Consider the following 22,018-nt stretch of genomic DNA (forward strand, 5'->3'; position numbering starts at 1 on the left):
CATGCGATTTGGCTGTTTTATTGCTGATTTCTCATAATCCACTCTGCATGAGCATTCGTAGAAGGAGGGGGATCAGTTGGTGTTTTGTTCTGATTCTGATTCGTTTCTTTCTTCGCTTTCTCGTTAGAGTTCGAATTTGAAGAAGAAGTGGATTCCGTTTTTGTTGTTGAATTTTCTTGCGTGGTTACCTTTTCTCCTAGTTCTTTTTTAATTTCGTTACGTACTGCCTCAACACCGTTTGGATCTGGAAGGAAGTAATAAATACCACCTATTTTTTTGTCTTCTCCTTCAAGTTTGAGTGTTTGTATTGTGGAAGGATCAAACCCAGAAAGTTTCTTGTAAAGAGCAAGGCCATCAGAAATAGGAATGTCAGTTTTTATATATTTTCCAACGACTGCTGTCAAATCTTTAATTTTAAATACGGTAGAGGTGGAATTTAGTTTTTGAGCAACAGCAGCTAGTAATTGTCTTTGTCTAGCAGCCCGGCCATAGTCGCCATTTGGATCTTGCTTTCGCATACGAACGTAAGCGAGTGCTTCTTCACCATTTAATTCTTGTTGTCCTTGCTTAAATTCGATTTTTTTGTAGTAATCCACGTCTGAACGCTCCCAAAAATCGAAGGGGACATCAACAGTAACACCGCCAACAGCATCAACAATACCTTTAAAGCCTTGGAAATCAATTTTAAGATAATGGTCGACAGGCACTTTTAGAAAACCTTCGACAGTTTTGATTGCCATTTCTTCTCCGCCGTAAGCATGCGCAGCGTTAATTTTGTCCTCTTTATTCTTTCCGACAATTGGAACGCGACTATCCCGAGGAATACTCATAAGCGAAATCTTTTGCGTTTTCGGATTGACTGTCGCAAACATTAATGAATCTGTACGACCATTTTGGCCGTCTGTTGCATAATCTTCTATACCCATAATAAGGAGTGTAAAAGGCTCCTTTGTAATTTCTACATCTTCGGTTCTCAAATCCGATTTTTCACGAGTAAAACCACTATACATCCCCATGAGAGAAGAGTAGGAATTTAATATATAAAGTCCTACACTACCAAATAAAAATAAGAAAATAAGGAAGTAGAAAAACTTTCTTCTTCGTTTCTTTTTTATTCTGCTATTTTGGAGATGATAATAACGTTCTTCCATATATAATCTCCTTAGTTCATTTGTAGGAAAGTAATTCACTACATTAATCTTTAAAGGCGATACAGTATTTATTCTTAGATAACATCTTGTTCTAAGTACAACATATCTCCTTCTGTAATTGTACATTTCCCATTTGTTAATTCAATCATCCAATCCGTGAATGGTTGTTTTCCATCTTCTTCTACATACGTATCAAATGTGACATTTTCGAGGTAATGTATATCTTTAATGGCATATTTTGAATTGCGTAATTCATTTTCAATTTTACCAAGTAATGTGTAATCAATTTCGGTCTGCATAACACGCATTAATTTTCGCTCGACAACACCGACATGATTAATGCCTTCGCTTGTACATTTTCCATATGCGCGAATTAATCCACCAGCGCCCAGTTTGATGCCACCAAAATAGCGGGTAACGACAACGACGGTATCTTTTAAACCGCGTTTTTTTAGTACCTCTAACATAGGTACGCCAGCTGTACCGCTAGGTTCACCATCATCATTTGCTTTTTGAATTTGATCTTGTTCGCCAATTAAATAAGCAGAACAATTATGTGTTGCATTCCAGTTTTGTTTTTTGATTTTTTGTATGAATTCTTGAGCCTCATCTTCGGTTGTAGCACGACTAACATAACAGATGAATCTTGATTTTTGAATAACAATTTCGTGTTCACCGTAGTCTTTTATTGTTAAATATTGTAATAACACTTGTATACGCTCCTATCCATCAAAATGACTAGTACTTTACATTTTAAAAGCGGGCGTTTTTATATTCAAACATTTTTTATAAATAAGCTGAAATTTTTGGTGAGTGTTTTACCTTTTTGTTGTAATTTGTCGAGATGATGAGTATAATTTCAAACCCGCATTTTCATGTATGGATGCACCATTTTTAGTTTTCGTGTAAAATTAGGAAATAAAAACTTTTTTATAAGGCAGGTACGAAAATGAAAACAGCTATTGTTACTGATAGTACAGCATATATACCGAAGCATATTCGTGATGAACTCAATATATATATGATTCCATTAAACGTTGTGTTTGGAACGGAATCTTATCAAGAAGAAGCTGAAATTTCAGCAGATGATTTTTATGTAAAAGTACGTGAGCAAGAAGAACTTCCAAAAACTTCTCAACCAGCAATCGGAAAGTTTGTTGAGCTATATGAAGAATTATCTAAGGATTATGATGCAGTTATTAGCATTCATCTTTCAAGTGGGATTAGTGGTACATATCAAACTTCAACGACAGCTGGTCAAATGGTAGAGGGTATTGATGTATATACGTACGACTCTGAAATTAGTTGTGAAGTACAAGGATTCTACGTGCGTGAAGGTGCAAAGCTAGCAAGCGAAGGGAAGGATCCAAAAGAGATTATCGCCCGTTTTGATGAAATGAAGAAAACGATGGACGCTTATTTTGTAGTAGATGATTTACACCATTTACAACGTGGAGGCCGATTAAATAGTGCGCAAGCTTTCATCGGTAGTCTGTTACAAGTAAAGCCGGTTTTATATTTTAGAGACAAAATCATTATCCCGTTTGAAAAGATTCGTACGCGTAAAAAAGCGTTAAAACGTATCATTGAAATTTTTGATGAGCAAGCAAGTAAAGGTGTACCTATGGAAGCAGTTATCATTCATGCACAACGTGAAGAGGAAGCGAATGAATGGAAGGCAGAATTAGAAGCAAAATATCCTCATGTTACAATCCGCACAGGTTATTTCGGTGCTGTAATTGGAACGCATTTAGGTGAAGGTGCACTAGGTCTTGGATGGTATACGAAGTAATAAAGATATAAAAAGCTCTCTTTCGGAAGAGGGTTTTTTTACGGATATTTTACGTGAAGTTGACAAGTTAATATTTGGAAATGGTAAAATGTACGTAAAATAAAATAATGAGGAAAGTTTTATAACTTACTTTTTACAAGAAACTATATTATAATAGAAGAGAGGTGAAACATATGGAGCATAATTCTTGTTTATGTCCAAAGTTTGAGTCAGCTTTTACTTTGCTTAGTAAGAAATGGACTGGCTTAATTATTAAATCTTTGCTGGAAGAGTCAAAACGTTTTAGAGAAATCGCAGATATTATACCGAATATGAGCGATCGTATGTTATCAGAGCGTTTAAAGGAATTGGAAAGCGAAGGCATTGTAGTTCGTAATGTTTATCCAGAAGTACCAGTTCGAATCGAGTACGGCTTAACGGACAAGGGAAAAGCGTTAGAAAGTGTTATGGATGAAGTCCAAAATTGGGCTGAGAAATGGATGAAATAACGTTTTGATTTCATCCGTATTAGTATATTTAATAAAACGTAAGGGAAACCTTGCGTTTTTTTCTTTGCTTATAAAAACCTTTTAAAACTCTACACATATATACAAAAATATGCATATTTTGCGATAGTGTTACATATAATATTACATTTGTTTTACAAAAGCGTAACATTAGCAAAAAAAATCCCGAATTATGGTATAAATTTTATAGGTTATATACGGAAAAAGAAAAAAGAAAGCGGTGTAAAAAATAAAATGAAAAAGCTAAAAATGGCATCTTGCGCATTAGTGGCAGGGTTAATGTTTTCAGGACTAACACCAAATGTATTTGCAGAAGATAAAATTTCTGACGTGAAATCACAAATTAATACACAAAATGACACTTTACATAAACAACAACAAGAACGTGATGAATTACAAAAACAAATGAATGACTTAAACAAAACAATTCAAGGTTTAGATAAGTCTGTTCAAGAGAATGCTGCAAAGCTTGATGAAACAACGAAAAAAGTTGCGGACACTGAGCAATTAATCGAAAAGAAAAATAAAGATATTGCAGAATTACAAACGAAAATTGCAAAACGTGAAGAGTTATTAAGAAAACGTTTAGTTGCACTTCAAGAGCAACCAAACACAAACGTTGTAACAGAAGTTCTTGTAAACTCTAAAAATCTTGCAGATTTAGTTGATCGTTTAAATTCAGTTTCTAAAATTCTTGAGTCTGACGAAGACATCATGAAAACACAACAAGAAGATCAAGCGAACGTGAAAAAAGATGTTGAAACGGTAAAAACAAAGCAAAAAGAATTAAAAGAAGCACAAGCTCAAATTGAAACTGCTAAGAAAGAACTTGACGCTGAAAAAGCGAAAAAAGCAACAGCAGTAAATGATTTAAGCGGTAAAATGGATACAGTTGTAACTTCAATGACAAGTACGGAAGAACAATTGAAGGAGCTTGAACAACAGGCATTAAAATTACAGCAAATTGCTGAAAAAGAAGCACAAGAAAAAGCAGCACAAGAAGTTGCTGCTCAAAAACAAGCAGAACAAGCTGCACAACAAGCACAAGCGCAAGCTCCAGCACAACCGTCACAGGCTCCAGCTCAGCCAGCACAAACACAAGCAGAGCCAGCAGCTCCAGCAAACAATGACGGACAAGATAAAAAAGAAGAGCCTAAGAAAAAAGAAGAGAAAAAAGCAACACCAGCCCCAGTAGTACCAGCTGACAATGGTGGCGGAAGACAAGATGTTGTTGAAAAAGCTAAAGGCTTAGTAGGTTTAAAATACGTATGGGGTAGTGCGTCAATTTCAAATGGTGGATTTGACTGCAGTGGTTTAATCTCTTATGTTTACGGTTTAGGTCGTCAAGATACTAGAGGTTTATGGAACTCTGTACAAAAAATTAGCGCATCTGAAGCAAAACCAGGAGATCTTATCTTCTTACAAGGTACTTATAGAGCAGGCGTATCTCACGTTGGTATTTATATTGGTGGCGGTCAAATGATTCATGCTGCTGATGAATCAACAGGTGTTACTTACGGTAGCGTAAATAGCTCTTACAACCAAAAGCATTTCTTAGGTTACGGTAGATTATAGGATTATAATTGAATAAAAAACGTGTATAAAGTCGATAGCTTACTATTTTATAAGTAGGTTATCGGCTTTTTTGCGTTTTTACGAGATTATAAGAAAGGCTTATAGTAGTGCTGGAGGTGATTGCTAATGCTTGGTGGAAAACAGTTGCTATTAGAGGAACTCTCTTCAGATTTACGGAGAGAAGTAAGTGATTTGAAAAAGAAGGGAGAGGTTATATGTGTACAAGGTGTAATAAAGAAGGCTTCTAAATATATATGTCAGCGTTGTGGAAATATAGAGCAGCGGCTATTTGTATCATTTTTATGTAAAAGGTGCGGTAAAGCATGCGCGTATTGCCGGAAGTGTATCACGATGGGGAGAGTTAGCGAATGTACTGTACTTGTTCGTGTGATTCATGAAAGAAAAGGAGAAAGGGAATTACATTCGTTACAGTGGAAAGGGAGTTTGTCTCTTGGTCAGGAGCTGGCGGCGCAAGGTGTTATAGAAGCTATTAAGCAAAAAGAATCTTTTTTTATTTGGGCTGTGTGCGGGGCTGGAAAAACAGAAATGTTATTTTACGGTATAGAAGAGGCACTTCGAAAAGGAGAAAGAGTGTGTATCGCAACGCCAAGGACTGACGTTGTACTGGAATTAGCGCCGAGATTACAAGAAGTGTTTCCAAGTATAACTGTAGCTGCTTTATACGGAGGGAGTGTAGATCATAAAAAAGATGCAGCGTTAGTCGTTGCAACGACTCACCAACTGTTACGTTACTATAGAGCGTTTCATGTGATGATTGTAGATGAGATTGATGCCTTCCCGTATCATGCAGATCAAATGTTACAGTATGCAGTTAGGCAAGCAATGAAAGAGAAAGCAGCGCGTATTTATTTAACTGCAACCCCTGATGAAAAATGGAAGCGTAATTTCAGAAAGGGGAAACAAAAAGGTGTTATTGTGTCAGGACGATACCATCGTCACCCGTTACCAGTTCCTCTATTTAGTTGGTGCGGAAATTGGAAGAAAAGCCTCCATCATAAAAAAGTTCCTCGCGTGTTACTACAATGGTTAAAAATGAACTTAAACAAAAAGTATCCTATTTTTTTATTTGTTCCTCATGTGCGATATATAGAAGAAATAAGTCAGTTGTTGAAAGGGTTGGATAATAGAATCGATGGCGTGCATGCAGAAGATTCGATGAGAAAAGAAAAAGTAGCATCTTTCAGAAAGGGAGACATTCCGTTATTAGTTACAACGACAATTTTAGAAAGAGGAGTAACTGTGAAGAACTTGCAAGTGGCTGTGTTAGGAGCTGAAGAAGAAATTTTTTCAGAGAGTGCGCTCGTACAAATTGCAGGCCGAGCGGGGCGTAGTTTTGAAGAGCCATATGGTGAGGTTATGTATTTTCATTACGGTAAGACAGAGGCAATGGTACGCGCGAAAAAACATATTCAAAGTATGAACAAAAATGCGAAAGAACAAGGATTGATCGATTAATGCATTGTTTACTTTGTGATGAGTATATGGTGGAAACAGTTAGTTGGTACACCTTCTTTGTAAAGTCACATAAAAAATATATATGTGATAGATGTGAGCAAAAACTTTCCTATATTATAGGAGGAATTTGCATGGATTGTGGTCGTCCTTTAGATGACTTACCTACTCGATATAAAGAAAATGATATTTGCATGGACTGTGTAAGATGGAGGAATGAGGAAGGATATCGTCCTTTTAAAAATCGTTCGTTGTACGTGTACAATGATGATATGAAAGGTATACTAGCGCAGTTTAAGTTTCGAGGTGATGCGGAGTTAGTTCGTATTTTTTATCAATCTTTTCGGGAGTTATTTCAAAAGTATTTTACGGACGTTTCAACCGTTATTGCTGTTCCGCTTAGTGGGGAACGGAAATATGAACGAGGTTTTAATCAAGCAGAGTTATTAGCAGCTTGTTTGCCTGTCAAAAATTTTTATTCATCATTAAGAAGGAAGGAAACAGAAAAGCAAAGTAAGAAGTCGCGTAAAGAAAGGCTTTCGGGAAGTAATCCTTTTTATTTTCAGAGAGAAGAGATGTTTCATGGTCAACATATTTTACTTGTTGATGATGTATATACGACAGGAATTACAGTGAGACAAATTGGAAGTCTTTTCTATGATAAAGGAGCAAGCGAAGTTTCTAGTTTGACGCTCTGTAGAAGTTGATCTGTAACTGTCGAAAGAGATAATAAAAAGACGATAAGTCTTCTTTGACTTCGTAAGTTGTCATTCGTTATAGTGAAATTATGGGGCAAATGCCCTGATTTTTAGAGTGAAGGGAATGGAATGAACATGCAAGGAAGAGTAAAATGGTTCAATGCAGAAAAGGGATTTGGGTTTATTGAGCGTGAAGACGGTGATGATGTGTTTGTTCATTTTTCTGCTATTCAACAAGATGGATATAAGTCATTGGAAGAAGGGCAACAAGTTGAGTTTGATATTGTAGAGGGAGCACGTGGACCGCAAGCAGCTAATGTTGTAAAACTGTAGGTATATTGTTTTTGGGAAGAGAAAGCTGCGTTTGTGGCAACGTTATATATATGTAGTAGAACCTCTTGTTTTTTTTGCAAGAGGTTTTTGTTATAAAATGAGTTGTCAAAAAGTTGTTTCTTTTCTGTAACGAATTGTCCACAGTTATATTCGTTATTCACGATGTTAATAGGATAAAATAAAGATAGAAACGATGCATCTTTTCATTTCAACAAAAAACGATAAAAAAATCGCAATTCCACTAATTTTTTTAAAAAAGTTAGAAGGAGTTTTTAAGCCGGTGTCGAAATTATAGTACATAGGCTTGAAAGGAGGAATTCATCTATGAAATTCAACATTCGTGGTGAAAATATTGAAGTAACTCCAGCATTAAAGGAATATGTAGAGAAAAAACTAAGTAAGTTAGAGCGTTATTTTGATACATTCCCAGAGATTAAAGTTAATTTAAAAGTATACTCTGACAAGCAACGTGTCGAGGTAACAATTCCATTTACTGATTTATTACTTCGTGCAGAAGAAACTAATAGCGATATGTACGCTGCTATCGATTTAGTAGTTGATAAACTTGAGCGACAAATTCGTAAACATAAAACAAAAGTAAATCGTAAGTTACGTGAGAAAGGTTCTATGAAAACGAACTTTATCCTTCCAGAAGCAGTAGCTGTTCTGGATGAGGTAGAAGAGGATGAACTAGAACTTGTACGTACAAAACGATTCGATTTAAAACCGATGGACGTTGAAGAGGCAATCCTACAAATGGATATGCTAGGACATAATTTCTTCGTCTTCACAAATGCTGATACAAATGAAACTAACGTTGTATATGGCCGTAAAGATGGGAAATATGGTTTAATTGAAACTAAATAATAATTCAAAAGCGTAGCCGAAATGGCTGCGCTTTTTTTGTATTTTTATTTTTCGCAGCAAGGTTAAAAAGCTTTGTAAGTAGCCGATTTCATTAAGAAGTGATTTTAGGCATTATTTCGTTAAAATCGCATGAGAAAATTCAAAACTTAGAGAAGTGAGTTACGCGTTATTATTTGGAACAAGCATAGGAATGTAGCTATCTTTACAAGTAATTCTTTGCTAGGAGTATATTATTGTTTTTAAAAATTTAACAAAAGGTTCGCAAGTGTAAAGGTAATATTAAATATTCTGAAATCCATTGAAGGTGTGTTGAGGTGTTGTTACCATAATATTGTATTATATTGATTTTATTCATTCAGTGGAAAAATAAAATCAATATAATGCTACAAATTATCGGAGGTGCTTTTAGTGAGCATTAAGAAAAAAAGTCGTTTTAGGTTTGGATCTGTTTTATCGTTAGGTATTTTAGCTAGTACTTTCGCTTTAACCGAACCGGCTAAGGCTAGTACAAGGGATGACCATGTGAATTTTACCTTTAGACTTTGGAGTCCATATGATTATACTAATGCACGTCCTAAAGAGACGCCTACCTCTATGTATATGCGTGTGAAGAGCAGTGAGAAGGGCGGAGGTTCCTTCAATGTTTGGACAGAAGCAGATAAAAATAAAAATGCAGAAGATAGAAAATGGGTAAATGTTTCAGGTAAGCATGAAGGAACAGTGATACCAGGTAGAACATATCTTTTTCAAAATTATGCATATGAAAACCATGGGAAAAATGTGCCTGTGAGATTTGGTGGTTATTCTAGAGAAAATAATGCTTATCCTACTGCTTGGAGTCCTGATAGTGTAAGACCTAGTGGACCTTACACTGAATATTGATTTAGAAATTATAAATTGAAATTATTTATTTTATAGTGCTAGAAAAAGTCGTATAGTTTCAAATCCGGATTATACGACTTTTCCTGCTATTTCATTTTTAAAATAGGAGGAGCTGTAATGAGGTTTCTTTCAAAATATATTTTAGTTTGTTTTTTTATATTGAGTATTAGTTTCTTAGTTTCTTGTCAAAAGAAAGTAGATGAACCTATTGTACATGTTGAAGATACTTTAACGGAAAAAGATAATTTGAAAAGTATTCAGTTGCAAGAAATTAATAAAAATACTATTTATGAACAAGTATTTTCGGGGAATAAAAATGGTAATGATTTCTTTCAAGGACAAATAGATAGAAATGATATTGCAATAGAAGATAGGCTTTCAGATAAAAATTTAAAGTCAGGAGTTATACCAGAAAATTATTATGTTTTTTTAACGGGTGTTACGAATGAGAAAAAACCAACGTATCTTTTGGGGCGGATTGAACAAATTGATGGCAAAGTAATACAGTGGAAACAAGAAGTTAAGAGTGTAAAAAGAAAAGGCACAAATGATGTTTATCAGTATGAAGTTGAGTTTCCTAAATTTGAAGGAGAGAGAGCAAATGTTTCTTTTCGTTACATTTGGTTAAATAAAGAAAAGAAATGTTATGGTGTTGCAGATCAATTGTTCATATTAAAAAAGATTTAAATTTAATGGTTTATGGAGGAGCTATAGATGAGTTACTTTTTAGGAAGGATTTTAAAAGGTAGGATGTTTTGGTTGTCTTTATTTATTATGTTAGTAATTGTTATTGCTCAATATATTGCTATGTTTGTTACAACTAAAGGATTTAACGATGCTGGGATTATAAAGGTATCCCCATATTTATCTAATATTTTATATTTTAATAGATTATCGTTTTATAGTGAGTTTTATTTACTTATATTTCCTATGCTTTCCGCAATGGCTGTAGCAGGGATTTATAGAATTGATAAAAATTATGGATTTATTTATCCTGTTATTTCTAAGATGGGAACATGTTATTATTTTAAGCTACTTTATTTTATTAATTTTATTGTATCTTTTTTTATTATAAGTGTCCCTTTACTATTTAATTTTTATTTATATGTGATGACTTATCCAACAGTTGCTCCGCATCCAATATTAAATTATATGGCTTCTACTGTTTCGCCAATAGCTCAATTTCATATAGTTTATTATAAGTACCCTACTTTATATTTTCTAATGTATGTATTTTTAAATGGTTTATACGGTGCGGTTTTTTCGAGTTTAGCTTTATCAGTTTCGTTTTTTATAAAACGAGTTTATTTTGTTTATTTAGTTCCATTTATTTTACATATTTTTTGGCTTGGTATTGGAAAAGGGCTTCTCAATCCTAAAGATTATTTAATTAAAGATTTTGGGTTTTTTGAATTACAAATTTTTCTTAGTGTACTGTTATGTATTTGGTTTTGTTCTGTAGTTCTTTATTTACGGGGGAGTAGGAAGCATGTTCTTTTATAATGTTATGAAAGAAACTATAAGGATGAAATATGTTTGGTTAAGTATTCTCTTTTTACTTAATGTCAGTATCATTGGTTGTTTGTTCAATTATTTTGAAACCGGAATTATAAAAGAGAAAATGAACGAATTGGAAGTTTTGTATAAGGTTATGTCGTTTTATAATTTATCGACTATATTTATTCCTTTAACTATCGTTTTTTCTGTATATTCTATGTCGAATTTTTTTAGTATTTATGTTGTTTACAGAGTGAATAATGCATTGAAATTAGTTTCCATATATTATTTGAAGCTATTCGTTTTTGTTTACTTTTTTGCTGGGAGTATGATTTTACAGTTGTTTTTGATGTCAAATATGATGGCTGTAACTAGTGTTGATGTAAATTATCCATTATTATTTTGCATTCAATTATTTGCGAGTGTTTTTATATGTATGATAAGTGCTTTATTGCAATTATTTTTACCTAGTTTACTTGTAATAATATGTATGATTACTGCTGTTTTATTAGATAGATTTATATTACATGGATTTTTATTTACAAATGCTTTTTATATAAATGTCTTTGAAGATGCTACTGGTTTATTTATACGCTTATTTGTCTGTCTTTTTATCTTTTTTATAAGTGTATGGATTTTATCTAAAAAAAGTTATATTTCTATGAATGATGAGACAGAGGTGATCTAGTTTACATTATGATCTTATATTATTTGTTAAAAAGAGATTTACATGTAAGGTTTCGAGATTCCATCAAGATAATGGCTTTTTTATTCTTAATTTACGCTATTATTGCAATTGCTTTTTTATACAATCAGCCTCTTAGTAATGGCAAAGAATCTGTATTAGTAGATGTTACCTTTTATCGATTTTTTCATGGAGTAGACTTTGTGGATTTATCTTATTTTTATAAGGAGGGGCGATTTTCTATCCCTTTTTATTGGATATTCTTTCAAATCACTCCTTTGTTGCTTGTAGGGAATTTTGCTTTTTCAGATATTCAACAGAATGGTGTTTATTTATTTCCTCGTGTTAAGAAGAAGCATTTTCTGTGGTTAACGAAAATATTATCTTTGTTTTTTTATATAATTATTATTTGGATTGGTATGTATTTTATTTGGTTTAGCGCTTACTATTTGCTTTCTTTAGGCGAGTATAATTTTTTAAATTTATATAGTCAATTTCCTTATAAGATATTAGGTACTATGCTAATTCAAATCATTATCAGCTTTTTATTAGCTTTGATTTTTGAGTTTTTAACTTTTTATATACCGATAACTATTGTTTTTGTACTAATGTTGTTGTACCTATTTTTGTCTATTTTCTTTCATAGTATTTATTTTTTAGGCTCTTTTGTTATGCCAAATCGTTGGTATTTTGTTGATCACAGTTCAATTCAATTGACTTTAGGTAATAATCAATCTATTCAATATAATGATTTACTTTTAATAGGAGTAGTAATTGTTGTTGTAATGATTTTATTAGGTAGTTTTTGTTTTAAAAAACTAGATGTGATAGGTGAATAATTTATGGACAATTATATTAAATGTGAATGTATGACGAAAAGATTAAAAGGAAATATTGTGTTAGATAATATTAGTTTGTCAGTAAAAAAAGGCGAATTTTTAGTTTTGAAGGGGCATAATGGCTCTGGTAAAACGATGATTTTACGCGCTATCTCAGGGTTAATGCGTTTGAATTCTGGAGTTGTTTATATAGATAATGAAATAATTGGAAAACAAAAGCAATTTCCTGATTCTATGGGAATATTGATTGAATATCCAAGTTTTATTCCAGGGTATACTGGTTTTCAGAACTTGAAATTTTTATCATCGATTAACAATAAAATCTCCGATGAGGAGATTTATAATATTATTCAAAGGGTTGGACTTGATAAAACAGATAAGAGAAAGTATAAAAGATACTCTTTAGGTATGAAACAACGTTTAGGGATAGCGCAAGCTTTAATGGAACAACCAAAATTACTGTTATTAGACGAGCCAACTAATGCTTTAGATAGTGATGGGATAAAAGATGTTTTAGATATTTTGAAAGTAGAAAAAGCCAAGGGAACGACTATTGTTGTAGCCAGTCATGATGTGCATGTTCTAGATAATGAAATAGTAGATCGTATTGTACATGTTAATAATGGAAAGTTGGTAGATTAAGAGTGACAAGAAAACATGTCTTAATAAGCATTGGATTGTGTCTGTTGCTATGTATATTTGCTAGTTTATTAAGATTTAAAACATTAAATCTTAATAATGAATCTTATAAAGTGGTAAAAGATGAGTTTTTATCTAATAGAACTTTTGAAGATGGGCAAGGAGTTACGTTTCATGTACTTAATCCTCTTGATCCTACAAAAGTTTATGATCCCTATGAAGACCGTGAAGTAGTGACGTATGTTTTACCTTTAGATATTACAAATACAACAAATCGAGATATTAACTTGCTTAGTAATAAGTCTATTTCCGATACAATGTTTTATTCTAAAATAGGTGAGTTTTATAATGTAATCCCTTATTCAATGGAATTACCTAAAAAATATCAGTTTGATCCTGTAATACCTGCTGGTAAAACAGTACGAGGGTATATAGGGACAAATTATTTTATAGGAGATGACCCTTATAAAAATTATAAAAACTTTTCAAATGAATCAACTAAAGTGAAATTCATTTCGTGTATAAAGGATAAGGAAGGGAAATATCATGAATTAGAAATACCGATAAATTAATAAAATTTATGATTGATACAGCTATATTTTAATGTTGTTTGTAGATCTTGCAACATAACAATATCTTTTAAAGTCGGAGTTTTTTTGTAGGTGTAAGTATCTATGGATGCTACACCTGCGAAGTTTCCGGCTTTTTGTAATTGTCGATTTAGATTTTATTAAGGAATTTTTGATAGTCCTATTTTTTTAAAGGAAACTTGAAAGAATAGGACGTAGATTTAATACGAAATTTGTAACGTAAAATTGAAATAGCGAGACAGAGAAAAGGAACGTAACAAATGAAATAAAAACTTTTTCTGAATATAAGGCCCGACATTTTGCCGATTGTTGTCATAGTTATAAGACAAGTGTTACAATTATCATTAGGTATATACATTTTAGTTTTTTTAATTAGGAGAAAAATTGGCATAACATACATTTGATTTTTATAACGACTGATTGTAATAGAGAAAAAGAGAAAACAATCGGAAGTTTTATTTTAATAAAAAGAGGAGCGTATTTCCTATGATCGGTATTTTAAAAAAGGTGTTTGATGTAAATCAACGCCAAATTAAACGTATGCAGAAAACAGTTGAGCAAATTGATGCATTAGAGTCATCTATTAAGCCATTAACTGATGAACAATTAAAAGGGAAGACGCTTGAATTTAAAGAACGTCTAACAAAAGGTGAAACAGTAGATGATCTACTACCTGAAGCTTTTGCGGTTGTTCGTGAAGCTGCGACTCGTGTTCTTGGAATGCGTCCGTATGGTGTACAGTTAATGGGTGGTATTGCCTTACATGAAGGGAATATCTCTGAGATGAAAACGGGTGAAGGTAAAACGTTAACATCTACATTACCTGTATATTTAAATGCTTTAACAGGAAAAGGTGTTCACGTTGTTACAGTCAATGAATACTTAGCACAACGTGATGCGAGCGAAATGGGACAACTTCATGAGTTCCTAGGATTAACAGTAGGAATTAATTTAAACAGTATGTCACGCGAAGAGAAACAAGAGGCTTATGCTGCTGATATTACGTATAGCACAAATAACGAGCTTGGATTCGATTACTTACGTGACAACATGGTTTTATATAAAGAGCAGTGCGTTCAACGCCCACTGCACTTTGCTATTATCGATGAAGTCGATTCTATTTTAGTCGATGAAGCGCGTACGCCACTTATTATTTCTGGACAAGCTCAAAAATCAACAGAGCTGTACATGTTTGCAAATGCATTCGTTCGTACGTTAGAAAATGAAAAAGATTATTCATTTGATGTGAAGACGAAAAATGTAATGTTAACAGAAGATGGTATTACGAAAGCGGAGAAAGCTTTCCATATTGAAAACTTATTTGATTTAAAACATGTAGCGCTTCTTCACCATATTAATCAGGCACTTCGTGCGCACGTTGTTATGCATCGTGATACAGATTATGTTGTACAAGAAGGCGAAATCGTAATTGTAGACCAATTTACTGGTCGTCTTATGAAAGGTCGTCGTTATAGCGAAGGGTTACACCAAGCTATCGAGGCAAAAGAAGGCGTAGAAATTCAAAATGAAAGTATGACGCTTGCGACAATTACATTCCAGAACTACTTCCGTATGTACGAAAAGTTATCTGGTATGACTGGTACAGCGAAAACAGAGGAAGAGGAATTCCGTAACATTTACAATATGAACGTTATCGTAATTCCAACGAACAAACCGATTATTCGTGATGACCGTGCAGATTTAATCTTCAAATCAATGGAAGGTAAATTTAATGCTGTTGTTGAGGATATTGTAAATCGTCATAAACAAGGGCAACCTGTTCTTGTCGGTACAGTGGCGATTGAAACGTCAGAGCTTATTTCAAAAATGTTAACGCGTAAAGGTGTACGTCATAACATCTTAAATGCGAAAAACCATGCGCGTGAAGCGGATATCATTGCAGAAGCAGGTATAAAAGGCGCTGTAACGATCGCGACGAACATGGCAGGTCGTGGTACTGATATTAAGCTTGGAGACGATATTAAAAATATTGGTTTAGCCGTTATCGGTACAGAGCGTCACGAAAGTCGTCGTATTGATAACCAGTTACGTGGTCGTGCTGGTCGTCAAGGGGACCCAGGTGTTACGCAGTTCTACTTATCAATGGAAGATGAACTAATGCGTCGCTTCGGTTCTGATAATATGAAAGCGATGATGGATCGCCTTGGTATGGATGATTCTCAGCCAATCGAAAGTAAAATGGTTTCTCGTGCAGTAGAATCTGCGCAAAAACGTGTAGAAGGAAATAACTATGATGCACGTAAGCAGTTACTACAATACGATGATGTACTTCGTCAGCAACGTGAAGTTATTTACAAACAGCGTCAAGAGGTAATGGAGTCTGAGAACTTACGCGGTATTATTGAAGGTATGATGAAATCTACAGTAGAGCGTGCGGTTGCACTTCATACACAAGAGGAAATTGAAGAAGATTGGAACATTAAAGGTCTTGTTGACTACTTAAATACAAACCTTCTGCAAGAAGGAGATGTGAAAGAAGAAGAATTACGTCGCCTTGCTCCAGAGGAAATGAGCGAACCAATTATCGCGAAATTAATAGAGCGTTACAATGACAAAGAAAAGCTTATGCCAGAAGAGCAAATGCGTGAGTTCGAAAAAGTTGTTGTATTCCGTGTTGTAGATACGAAATGGACAGAGCATATCGATGCGATGGATCACCTTCGTGAAGGTATTCATTTACGTGCTTACGGTCAAATTGATCCACTTCGTGAGTATCAAATGGAAGGATTCGCAATGTTCGAATCAATGATTGCTTCTATTGAAGAGGAAATTTCTCGTTACATTATGAAAGCTGAAATTGAACAAAACTTAGAGCGTCAAGAAGTTGTTCAAGGTGAAGCTGTTCACCCATCTAGCGATGGCGAAGAAGCGAAGAAAAAACCAGTTGTAAAAGGTGACCAAGTGGGCCGCAACGATTTATGTAAATGTGGTAGCGGTAAAAAATATAAAAACTGCTGTGGTATCGGGAAGTAATACAGGGCGTTAGCTTTGGCTACTTTGCAAACTTTTACATCAAAAATGTATAATTAAGAAGGATTAAACTCTCTCCGTCATAAGTGGAGAGAGTTTCCCTTATTTTCATACGAAAGTAACAGCAATTACATAGAGGTGAAGGAAATGGAATTAGTAGAAATTAGACAGGAATTAGAGAAAATGGCTAAGAGATTAGCGGCTTTTAGGGGGTCTCTTTGACCTCCCTACTAAGGAGAAACAAATTGCAGAATTAGAAGAGAAAATGATGGGCGCAGGATTTTGGGATGACCAACAAGGCGCACAAGCTGTCATTAACGAAGCAAATGCGTTAAAAGATATGGTTGGGAGTTTCCGTCAGTTAGATGAGACATTCGAAAATTTAGAAATAACGCATGAACTTTTAAAAGAAGAGTATGATGAAGATTTACATGAGGAGCTTGAATCAGAAGTAAAAGGCTTAATTCAAGAAATGAATGAGTATGAGCTTCAGTTACTATTAAGTGATCCTTATGATAAAAATAACGCCATTTTAGAATTACACCCAGGTGCAGGTGGAACAGAGTCACAAGACTGGGGTTCTATGTTATTACGTATGTACACACGTTGGGCTGAAAAACGTGGGTTTAAAGTAGAAACTGTTGACTACTTACCAGGTGATGAAGCTGGTATTAAGAGCGTTACTTTATTAATTAAGGGTCATAACGCTTACGGTTACTTAAAAGCTGAGAAAGGTGTACATCGTCTTGTACGTATTTCACCATTCGATTCTTCAGGCCGTCGTCATACATCGTTCGTATCTTGTGAAGTTGTACCTGAATTCAATGATGAAGTTGAAATTGAAATACGTACAGAAGACTTGAAAATTGATACGTATCGTGCAAGTGGAGCGGGTGGACAGCACGTCAATACGACAGATTCAGCAGTTCGTATTACGCATACACCGACAAATACGGTTGTAACGTGTCAGTCAGAGCGTTCTCAAATTAAAAACCGTGAGCACGCGATGAAGATGTTAAAAGCGAAATTATATCAAAAGAAATTAGAAGAGCAACAAGCGGAGTTAGATGAAATTCGCGGAGAACAAAAAGAAATCGGATGGGGTAGCCAAATCCGTTCTTACGTATTCCACCCATATTCTCTTGTGAAAGACCACCGTACAAATACTGAGGTCGGTAATGTGCAAGCAGTTATGGATGGAGAAATTGATCCGTTTATTGATGCTTACTTACGTTCTCGCATCTAATAAGCTAAGTGAAAAAAAGCCAACAAAATTGTTGGCGCACGTTGAGGATATAGAGGACATAAAGAGTGCTATTTTATTTATATGGATGAAGTACAGAGGAAGAGAAGTTGGAAACGACAACTTCTCTTTTTGATGGGATTATATGTAGCATACAATGTTGTATATTGTTTTGTAAAAAGTAGAAAATAGTAAAACAGATTGGCAATAGAGTAAGGCTTTCTACAGAATTTTTCTAAATTCCCGTTCAAAAAGAATCCTTTATAGAAGTTTATAAGTTGTTCACAGAATTGAAACAACTTATAAAAGCTTTATATCATTAAGGTTCTCACTTTATTTTTGAAGAATATGAAATACACCTTAGCTTTTCTATATAAAGATAATGCTTATAATGAAAATGAGTGTGTTAGGAATGAAAAGAATATCAACAATGGGGAGCGATAGAAGTGAAAAAGAAATTATTGGCTATTGCGCTAGGAACATCAGTCGTTTTTGCTTTAGGAGCGTGTGGAAATAAAGAAGAGAGTAAGTCTTCGAACCAGTCTGCAAGTACAGACAGTGCAGAACAAATTTTCCAAAGAAGTTGTGCTGGGTGTCACGCAACAGATTTATCAGGAGCAACTGGACCTGATTTAAGAAAAGTAGGCGGGAAGTACGACGCTGCAGATATCGAAGAAATTATTAAAAAAGGTCGCGGTTCAATGTCGCCAGGACTTATTCAAGGTGAAGATGCGAAAAAAGTAGCTGAGTGGTTAGCTGAACATAAATAAAAAGGGGTAAAATGGACGAGTTGATTCATATAATCAACTCGTTTCCCTTTTTTTGGAATGTAACATAACTGTAACAAAAATGTATCCAAACTGGAAACCGTTTGATGTTACAATGAGGTTTGTAGAATTTTGCTGAAATATATTACATAGAGTAGTATTGCTTAGAAAAAGAGTATAAGTAGGCTACCTTCAACAAGAGTGGTTTAAAAGAGAATAAAGGTTTAGCTTTTATTTTCAAATGTACAGAAAAGTATTTCGAAAAAAATCATTAAGTATTGGGTGATAAATAATGATAAAAATGACGAATGTTTATAAGGAGTACCCGAATGGTATGAAAGCCATTGCTGGTCTCACAGTTAACATTAAACAAGGCGAGTTTGTATACGTAGTTGGACCGAGTGGAGCCGGAAAATCTACATTTATTAAAATGATGTATCGTGAAGAGAAGCCATCTACAGGATCAATTAATGTAAATGGTCTTACTATCGAGTCATTAGCAGAAAGAGACGTTCCATATTTCCGTCGTCAATTAGGCGTGATTTTCCAAGACTTTAAATTACTACCTAAATTAACGGTATATGAGAATGTTGCGTTTGCCTTAGAAGTAATTGAAGAAGAGCCAGATGCAATTCGTGAGCGTGTAACAGAAGTGTTAGGTCTTGTAGGTCTTGAAGATCGTGCAGACGCACTTCCAAGCGAACTTTCAGGCGGGGAGCAGCAACGTGTTGCGATTGCGAGAGCAATTGTTAATAGACCAAAGGTTGTAATTGCCGATGAGCCAACAGGTAACTTAGATATTGAAACAGCTCTTGATATTATGAAGATTTTCACGCGCATTAATGAGCGTGGTACAACGATCGTTATGGCGACACATAACGCAGATATCGTAAATACAATCCGTCATCGTGTAATCGCGATTGAAGGCGGAAAAATTGTTCGAGATGAGATGGAGGGAGGATACGGATATGAAGGCTAAGACCCTTAGTCGACATTTGCGAGAAGGTGTAAAGAATCTATCACGTAACGGATGGATGACGTTTGCTTCTGTTAGTGCAGTAACAGTTACATTATTACTTGTAGGTGTCTTTTTAACAGCGATTATGAATATGAACCATTTTGCGACGAAAGTAGAGCAAGATGTAGAAATTCGTGTACACATTGATCCAGCAGCAAAAGAAGCTGACCAAAAGAAATTAGAAGATGATATGAGTAAGATTGCAAAAGTAGACTCTATTAAATATTCTTCTAAAGAAGAAGAGTTAAAACGTTTAATTAAAAGCTTAGGCGATAGCGGAAAGACATTTGAGTTATTTGAACAAGATAACCCACTTAAAAACGTATTCGTTGTAAAAGCAAAAGAACCAACAGATACAGCAACAATTGCGAAAAAGATTGAAAAAATGCAGTTTGTAAGTAATGTTCAGTACGGAAAAGGGCAAGTTGAACGATTATTTGATACTGTAAAAACTGGTCGTAACATCGGGATTGTGTTAATTGCTGGTCTTTTATTCACAGCGATGTTCTTAATCTCTAATACAATTAAAATTACAATTTATGCTCGTAGTACAGAAATCGAAATTATGAAACTTGTAGGTGCAACAAACTGGTTTATTCGTTGGCCGTTCTTATTAGAGGGATTATTCCTAGGAGTATTAGGATCAATTATTCCAATTGGCTTAATTCTAGTTACGTATAATTCGTTGCAAGGTGTGTTTAACGAAAAACTTGGCGGAACAATTTTCGAACTTCTACCATACAGCCCATTCGTATTCCAATTAGCTGGTTTACTAGTGTTAATCGGGGCTTTAATCGGTATGTGGGGAAGTGTAATGTCAATTCGTCGCTTCTTAAAAGTATAAAAAGTTGCAAACATAATTCGTACAAGCTTATCATATAGTAGAAATAGGTAAAGGCATCACACACTGTGTGATGCCTTTTGCTACACCACCTGTGTGTTTTGGAAAGGGGAATTCCGCATTGAAACGTAGAGTTGCAATTATTGGAATGGTTGTTGCATTTTTAATTGGTGCTGGCGGAATGTTTGCGGGTATGTCTTTATTTGGGGTTAACCCAGCAGAAGTAACGCAAACAATTTCGAATGGAAACGCTAGCACTGCGCAAGGGAATTTGGCAAAAATTAATGAGGCGTATGCACTAATTGATTCACGTTATGTGGAAGACGTGAAAGATGAAAAATTAGTCGAAGGTGCAATACAAGGCATGTTGTCTACGCTGAAGGACCCTTATTCCACGTATATGGATAAAGAAACGGCTAAACAGTTTAGTGAATCGCTTGATCCCGAGTTAGAAGGGATTGGGGCTGAGGTGAACAAAACGGACGGTAAGCTTATTATCGTATCTCCAATTAAAGGCTCACCAGCAGAAAAGATTGGAATTAAACCGAATGACCAAATTTTATCTGTAGATGGAAATAGTGTGAAAGATTTATCACGTGAAGAAGCCGTATTAAAGATTCGTGGTAAAAAAGGAACGACTGTTGCGATTGAAATTAAGCGTGCAGGAGTAGCTGATCCGATTGTATTTAAAATTAAGCGTGAAAAAATTCCAATCTTCACAGTGTTTAGCTCTGTGAAACAAGAGAGTGGAAAAGATATCGGTTATATGCAAATCACTTCTTTTGCTGAAAATACAGCGAAAGAATTTAAGGATCAGTTAAAAGAGTTAGAGAAGAAAAACATAAAAGGCTTAGTTATTGACGTACGTGGTAATCCAGGTGGCTACTTAAATAGTGTAGAAGAGATACTAGGAGAAATTATGACGGATAAAAAGCCGATGCTACAAGTAGAGCAAAGAAATGGTGAGAAGAAGAAATTCTCTACGGAACTAAAAGAGAGAAAGCCATATCCAATTTCAGTATTAATTGATAATGGAAGTGCTTCTGCTTCAGAGATTTTAGCGGGTGCGCTAAAAGAGGGAGAAGGATACGATTTAATTGGTGAAAAAACGTTTGGCAAAGGTACTGTTCAGCAAGCTGTTCCATTTAAAGATGGCAGCAATATCAAATTAACGATGTTCAAATGGTTAACACCGGATGGAAACTGGATTCATAAAAAAGGAATCAAGCCAACTGTAGAAGTGAAACAACCAGATTATTATCATGCGACACCAATTCAAATTGAAAAGACACTTTCATACAATGCAAATGATGTACAAGTAAAACATGCCCAAGAAATGCTTAAGAGTTTAGGGTATGTACCAGGACGTGAAGATGGCTACTTTAGTAAAGAGACAGAATCAGCACTGAAAGCATTCCAAAATGCGAATAAGATGGAAGCGACAGGACAGCTCGATAAAAAGACAGCTGAGGCGATTCAAACGAAAATTATTGAAAAAATCCGTTCTGGAGAAAATGATCTACAATTACAGTCAGCATTAAAATTAATGGCGAAGTAAAAAGAAATACAGGCGGTTTGCTGCCTGTATTTTTTTGTGTTAAACAAACGTTTGTCCAGTTATGATAATATAA

Annotated in this window: 22 protein-coding genes and 1 pseudogene; 20 read left to right on the plus strand and 3 right to left on the minus strand. The window is 34.6% G+C overall.

Annotated elements, in window-relative coordinates:
- Positions 1 to 17: 17 nt before the first annotated feature.
- Both ACTFNE_RS19020 and ACTFNE_RS19025 read right to left on the minus strand, forming a co-directional pair.
- Positions 18 to 1,151 carry an LCP family protein gene (locus ACTFNE_RS19020; protein ID WP_046198056.1) on the minus strand — a complete coding sequence of 378 codons (1,134 nt, stop codon included), beginning with the start codon at positions 1,149 to 1,151 and terminating at the stop codon, positions 18 to 20.
- Between the two features lie 74 nt (positions 1,152 to 1,225).
- A complete protein-coding gene (locus ACTFNE_RS19025) occupies positions 1,226 to 1,861 on the minus strand; it encodes a YigZ family protein (RefSeq protein ID WP_046198057.1) in 636 nt (211 codons plus the stop codon).
- A gap of 239 nt (positions 1,862 to 2,100) precedes the next feature.
- On the opposite strand from ACTFNE_RS19025, the gene ACTFNE_RS19030 reads away from it, so the two are divergent.
- From ACTFNE_RS19030 to ACTFNE_RS19095, 14 genes are all read left to right on the plus strand, one after another.
- Positions 2,101 to 2,943 carry a DegV family protein gene (locus ACTFNE_RS19030; RefSeq protein WP_000844764.1) on the plus strand — a complete coding sequence of 281 codons (843 nt, stop codon included), beginning with the start codon at positions 2,101 to 2,103 and terminating at the stop codon, positions 2,941 to 2,943.
- Positions 2,944 to 3,116: 173 nt separating this feature from the next.
- Entirely contained in the window at positions 3,117 to 3,431 is a 315-nt protein-coding gene (locus ACTFNE_RS19035; protein ID WP_000400857.1) for a winged helix-turn-helix transcriptional regulator, read from the plus strand.
- A gap of 147 nt (positions 3,432 to 3,578) precedes the next feature.
- Positions 3,579 to 5,024 (plus strand): C40 family peptidase, encoded by a 1,446-nt coding sequence (locus tag ACTFNE_RS19040; RefSeq protein ID WP_046198058.1) that lies wholly within the window; start codon positions 3,579 to 3,581, stop codon positions 5,022 to 5,024.
- 126 nt (positions 5,025 to 5,150) lie between these two features.
- Positions 5,151 to 6,500 (plus strand): ATP-dependent helicase ComFA, encoded by a 1,350-nt coding sequence (gene comFA, locus ACTFNE_RS19045; protein ID WP_046198059.1) that lies wholly within the window; start codon positions 5,151 to 5,153, stop codon positions 6,498 to 6,500.
- A complete protein-coding gene (locus ACTFNE_RS19050) occupies positions 6,500 to 7,204 on the plus strand; it encodes a ComF family protein (RefSeq protein WP_046198060.1) in 705 nt (234 codons plus the stop codon). Before comFA ends, ACTFNE_RS19050 begins: the two co-directional genes overlap by 1 nt.
- Before the next feature lie 126 nt (positions 7,205 to 7,330).
- A complete protein-coding gene (gene cspC, locus ACTFNE_RS19055; protein WP_001162041.1) occupies positions 7,331 to 7,528 on the plus strand; it encodes a cold shock protein CspC in 198 nt (65 codons plus the stop codon).
- 324 nt (positions 7,529 to 7,852) lie between these two features.
- Positions 7,853 to 8,395 (plus strand): ribosome hibernation-promoting factor, HPF/YfiA family, encoded by a 543-nt coding sequence (gene hpf, locus ACTFNE_RS19060; protein ID WP_000671190.1) that lies wholly within the window; start codon positions 7,853 to 7,855, stop codon positions 8,393 to 8,395.
- A gap of 408 nt (positions 8,396 to 8,803) precedes the next feature.
- On the plus strand, positions 8,804 to 9,277 hold the full coding sequence (locus ACTFNE_RS19065) for a hypothetical protein (RefSeq protein WP_000023379.1): 474 nt from the start codon (positions 8,804 to 8,806) through the stop codon (positions 9,275 to 9,277).
- A 117-nt stretch (positions 9,278 to 9,394) separates the two neighbouring features.
- Positions 9,395 to 9,964 (plus strand): hypothetical protein, encoded by a 570-nt coding sequence (locus ACTFNE_RS19070; RefSeq protein WP_046198061.1) that lies wholly within the window; start codon positions 9,395 to 9,397, stop codon positions 9,962 to 9,964.
- Between the two features lie 27 nt (positions 9,965 to 9,991).
- The gene (locus ACTFNE_RS19075) at positions 9,992 to 10,780 is read left to right on the plus strand and encodes a hypothetical protein (RefSeq protein WP_046198062.1); all 789 of its coding nucleotides are present in this window, start codon (positions 9,992 to 9,994) and stop codon (positions 10,778 to 10,780) included.
- A complete protein-coding gene (locus tag ACTFNE_RS19080) occupies positions 10,767 to 11,462 on the plus strand; it encodes a hypothetical protein (protein WP_046198063.1) in 696 nt (231 codons plus the stop codon). The genes ACTFNE_RS19075 and ACTFNE_RS19080 overlap by 14 nt, the downstream gene beginning before the upstream one ends.
- Positions 11,463 to 11,533: 71 nt before the next feature.
- Positions 11,534 to 12,298 (plus strand): hypothetical protein, encoded by a 765-nt coding sequence (locus ACTFNE_RS19085; protein ID WP_270705809.1) that lies wholly within the window; start codon positions 11,534 to 11,536, stop codon positions 12,296 to 12,298.
- A gap of 3 nt (positions 12,299 to 12,301) precedes the next feature.
- Positions 12,302 to 12,940 carry an ATP-binding cassette domain-containing protein gene (locus ACTFNE_RS19090; protein ID WP_046198064.1) on the plus strand — a complete coding sequence of 213 codons (639 nt, stop codon included), beginning with the start codon at positions 12,302 to 12,304 and terminating at the stop codon, positions 12,938 to 12,940.
- A 41-nt stretch (positions 12,941 to 12,981) separates the two neighbouring features.
- Entirely contained in the window at positions 12,982 to 13,509 is a 528-nt protein-coding gene (locus ACTFNE_RS19095) for a hypothetical protein (protein WP_046198087.1), read from the plus strand.
- Here ACTFNE_RS19095 and ACTFNE_RS19100 read toward each other — a convergent pair.
- Positions 13,506 to 13,655 (minus strand): annotated as a pseudogene (locus ACTFNE_RS19100) (tyrosine-type recombinase/integrase); the annotation flags it as partial. The gene ACTFNE_RS19095 and the pseudogene ACTFNE_RS19100 overlap by 4 nt on opposite strands.
- A gap of 358 nt (positions 13,656 to 14,013) precedes the next feature.
- On the opposite strand from ACTFNE_RS19100, the gene secA reads away from it, so the two are divergent.
- From secA to ACTFNE_RS19130, 6 genes are all read left to right on the plus strand, one after another.
- Positions 14,014 to 16,521 (plus strand): preprotein translocase subunit SecA, encoded by a 2,508-nt coding sequence (gene secA / locus ACTFNE_RS19105; protein ID WP_046198065.1) that lies wholly within the window; start codon positions 14,014 to 14,016, stop codon positions 16,519 to 16,521.
- Between the two features lie 144 nt (positions 16,522 to 16,665).
- A protein-coding gene (gene prfB, locus ACTFNE_RS19110) for a peptide chain release factor 2 (RefSeq protein ID WP_096334510.1) occupies positions 16,666 to 17,764 on the plus strand; the annotation gives its coding sequence in 2 pieces (ribosomal slippage) (positions 16,666 to 16,737 and positions 16,739 to 17,764; 1,098 coding nt in all).
- Positions 17,765 to 18,207: 443 nt separating this feature from the next.
- Positions 18,208 to 18,531: a cytochrome c551 gene (gene cccB, locus ACTFNE_RS19115; RefSeq protein ID WP_000727972.1), complete on the plus strand. Its 324-nt coding sequence runs from the start codon at positions 18,208 to 18,210 to the stop codon at positions 18,529 to 18,531.
- Between the two features lie 289 nt (positions 18,532 to 18,820).
- Positions 18,821 to 19,507 carry a cell division ATP-binding protein FtsE gene (ftsE, locus tag ACTFNE_RS19120; protein WP_000594318.1) on the plus strand — a complete coding sequence of 229 codons (687 nt, stop codon included), beginning with the start codon at positions 18,821 to 18,823 and terminating at the stop codon, positions 19,505 to 19,507.
- On the plus strand, positions 19,497 to 20,390 hold the full coding sequence (gene ftsX, locus ACTFNE_RS19125) for a permease-like cell division protein FtsX (protein ID WP_000645019.1): 894 nt from the start codon (positions 19,497 to 19,499) through the stop codon (positions 20,388 to 20,390). The genes ftsE and ftsX overlap by 11 nt, the downstream gene beginning before the upstream one ends.
- 118 nt (positions 20,391 to 20,508) lie before the next feature.
- The gene (locus tag ACTFNE_RS19130) at positions 20,509 to 21,945 is read left to right on the plus strand and encodes a S41 family peptidase (protein ID WP_000830290.1); all 1,437 of its coding nucleotides are present in this window, start codon (positions 20,509 to 20,511) and stop codon (positions 21,943 to 21,945) included.
- Positions 21,946 to 22,018: the final 73 nt, after the last annotated feature.

Origin of the sequence: Bacillus cereus group sp. MYBKT111-2 (assembly GCF_051915205.1) — a bacterium.
Taxonomy (GTDB): Bacteria; Bacillota; Bacilli; order Bacillales; family Bacillaceae_G; genus Bacillus_A; species Bacillus_A paranthracis.

What these genes read in the sequence shown, in the direction of transcription:
- ACTFNE_RS19020 (WP_046198056.1), bottom strand. Translation starts at nt 1,151, where the DNA reads ATGGAAGAACGTTATTATCATCTCCAAAATAGCAGAATAAAAAAGAAA.
- ACTFNE_RS19030 (WP_000844764.1), top strand. Translation starts at nt 2,101, where the DNA reads ATGAAAACAGCTATTGTTACTGATAGTACAGCATATATACCGAAGCAT.
- ACTFNE_RS19035 (WP_000400857.1), top strand. Translation starts at nt 3,117, where the DNA reads ATGGAGCATAATTCTTGTTTATGTCCAAAGTTTGAGTCAGCTTTTACT.
- comFA (WP_046198059.1), top strand. Translation starts at nt 5,151, where the DNA reads ATGCTTGGTGGAAAACAGTTGCTATTAGAGGAACTCTCTTCAGATTTA.
- ACTFNE_RS19050 (WP_046198060.1), top strand. Translation starts at nt 6,500, where the DNA reads ATGCATTGTTTACTTTGTGATGAGTATATGGTGGAAACAGTTAGTTGG.
- cspC (WP_001162041.1), top strand. Translation starts at nt 7,331, where the DNA reads ATGCAAGGAAGAGTAAAATGGTTCAATGCAGAAAAGGGATTTGGGTTT.
- hpf (WP_000671190.1), top strand. Translation starts at nt 7,853, where the DNA reads ATGAAATTCAACATTCGTGGTGAAAATATTGAAGTAACTCCAGCATTA.
- ACTFNE_RS19070 (WP_046198061.1), top strand. Translation starts at nt 9,395, where the DNA reads ATGAGGTTTCTTTCAAAATATATTTTAGTTTGTTTTTTTATATTGAGT.
- ACTFNE_RS19075 (WP_046198062.1), top strand. Translation starts at nt 9,992, where the DNA reads ATGAGTTACTTTTTAGGAAGGATTTTAAAAGGTAGGATGTTTTGGTTG.
- ACTFNE_RS19080 (WP_046198063.1), top strand. Translation starts at nt 10,767, where the DNA reads ATGTTCTTTTATAATGTTATGAAAGAAACTATAAGGATGAAATATGTT.
- ACTFNE_RS19085 (WP_270705809.1), top strand. Translation starts at nt 11,534, where the DNA reads ATGGCTTTTTTATTCTTAATTTACGCTATTATTGCAATTGCTTTTTTA.
- ACTFNE_RS19090 (WP_046198064.1), top strand. Translation starts at nt 12,302, where the DNA reads ATGGACAATTATATTAAATGTGAATGTATGACGAAAAGATTAAAAGGA.
- secA (WP_046198065.1), top strand. Translation starts at nt 14,014, where the DNA reads ATGATCGGTATTTTAAAAAAGGTGTTTGATGTAAATCAACGCCAAATT.
- ftsE (WP_000594318.1), top strand. Translation starts at nt 18,821, where the DNA reads ATGATAAAAATGACGAATGTTTATAAGGAGTACCCGAATGGTATGAAA.
- ftsX (WP_000645019.1), top strand. Translation starts at nt 19,497, where the DNA reads ATGAAGGCTAAGACCCTTAGTCGACATTTGCGAGAAGGTGTAAAGAAT.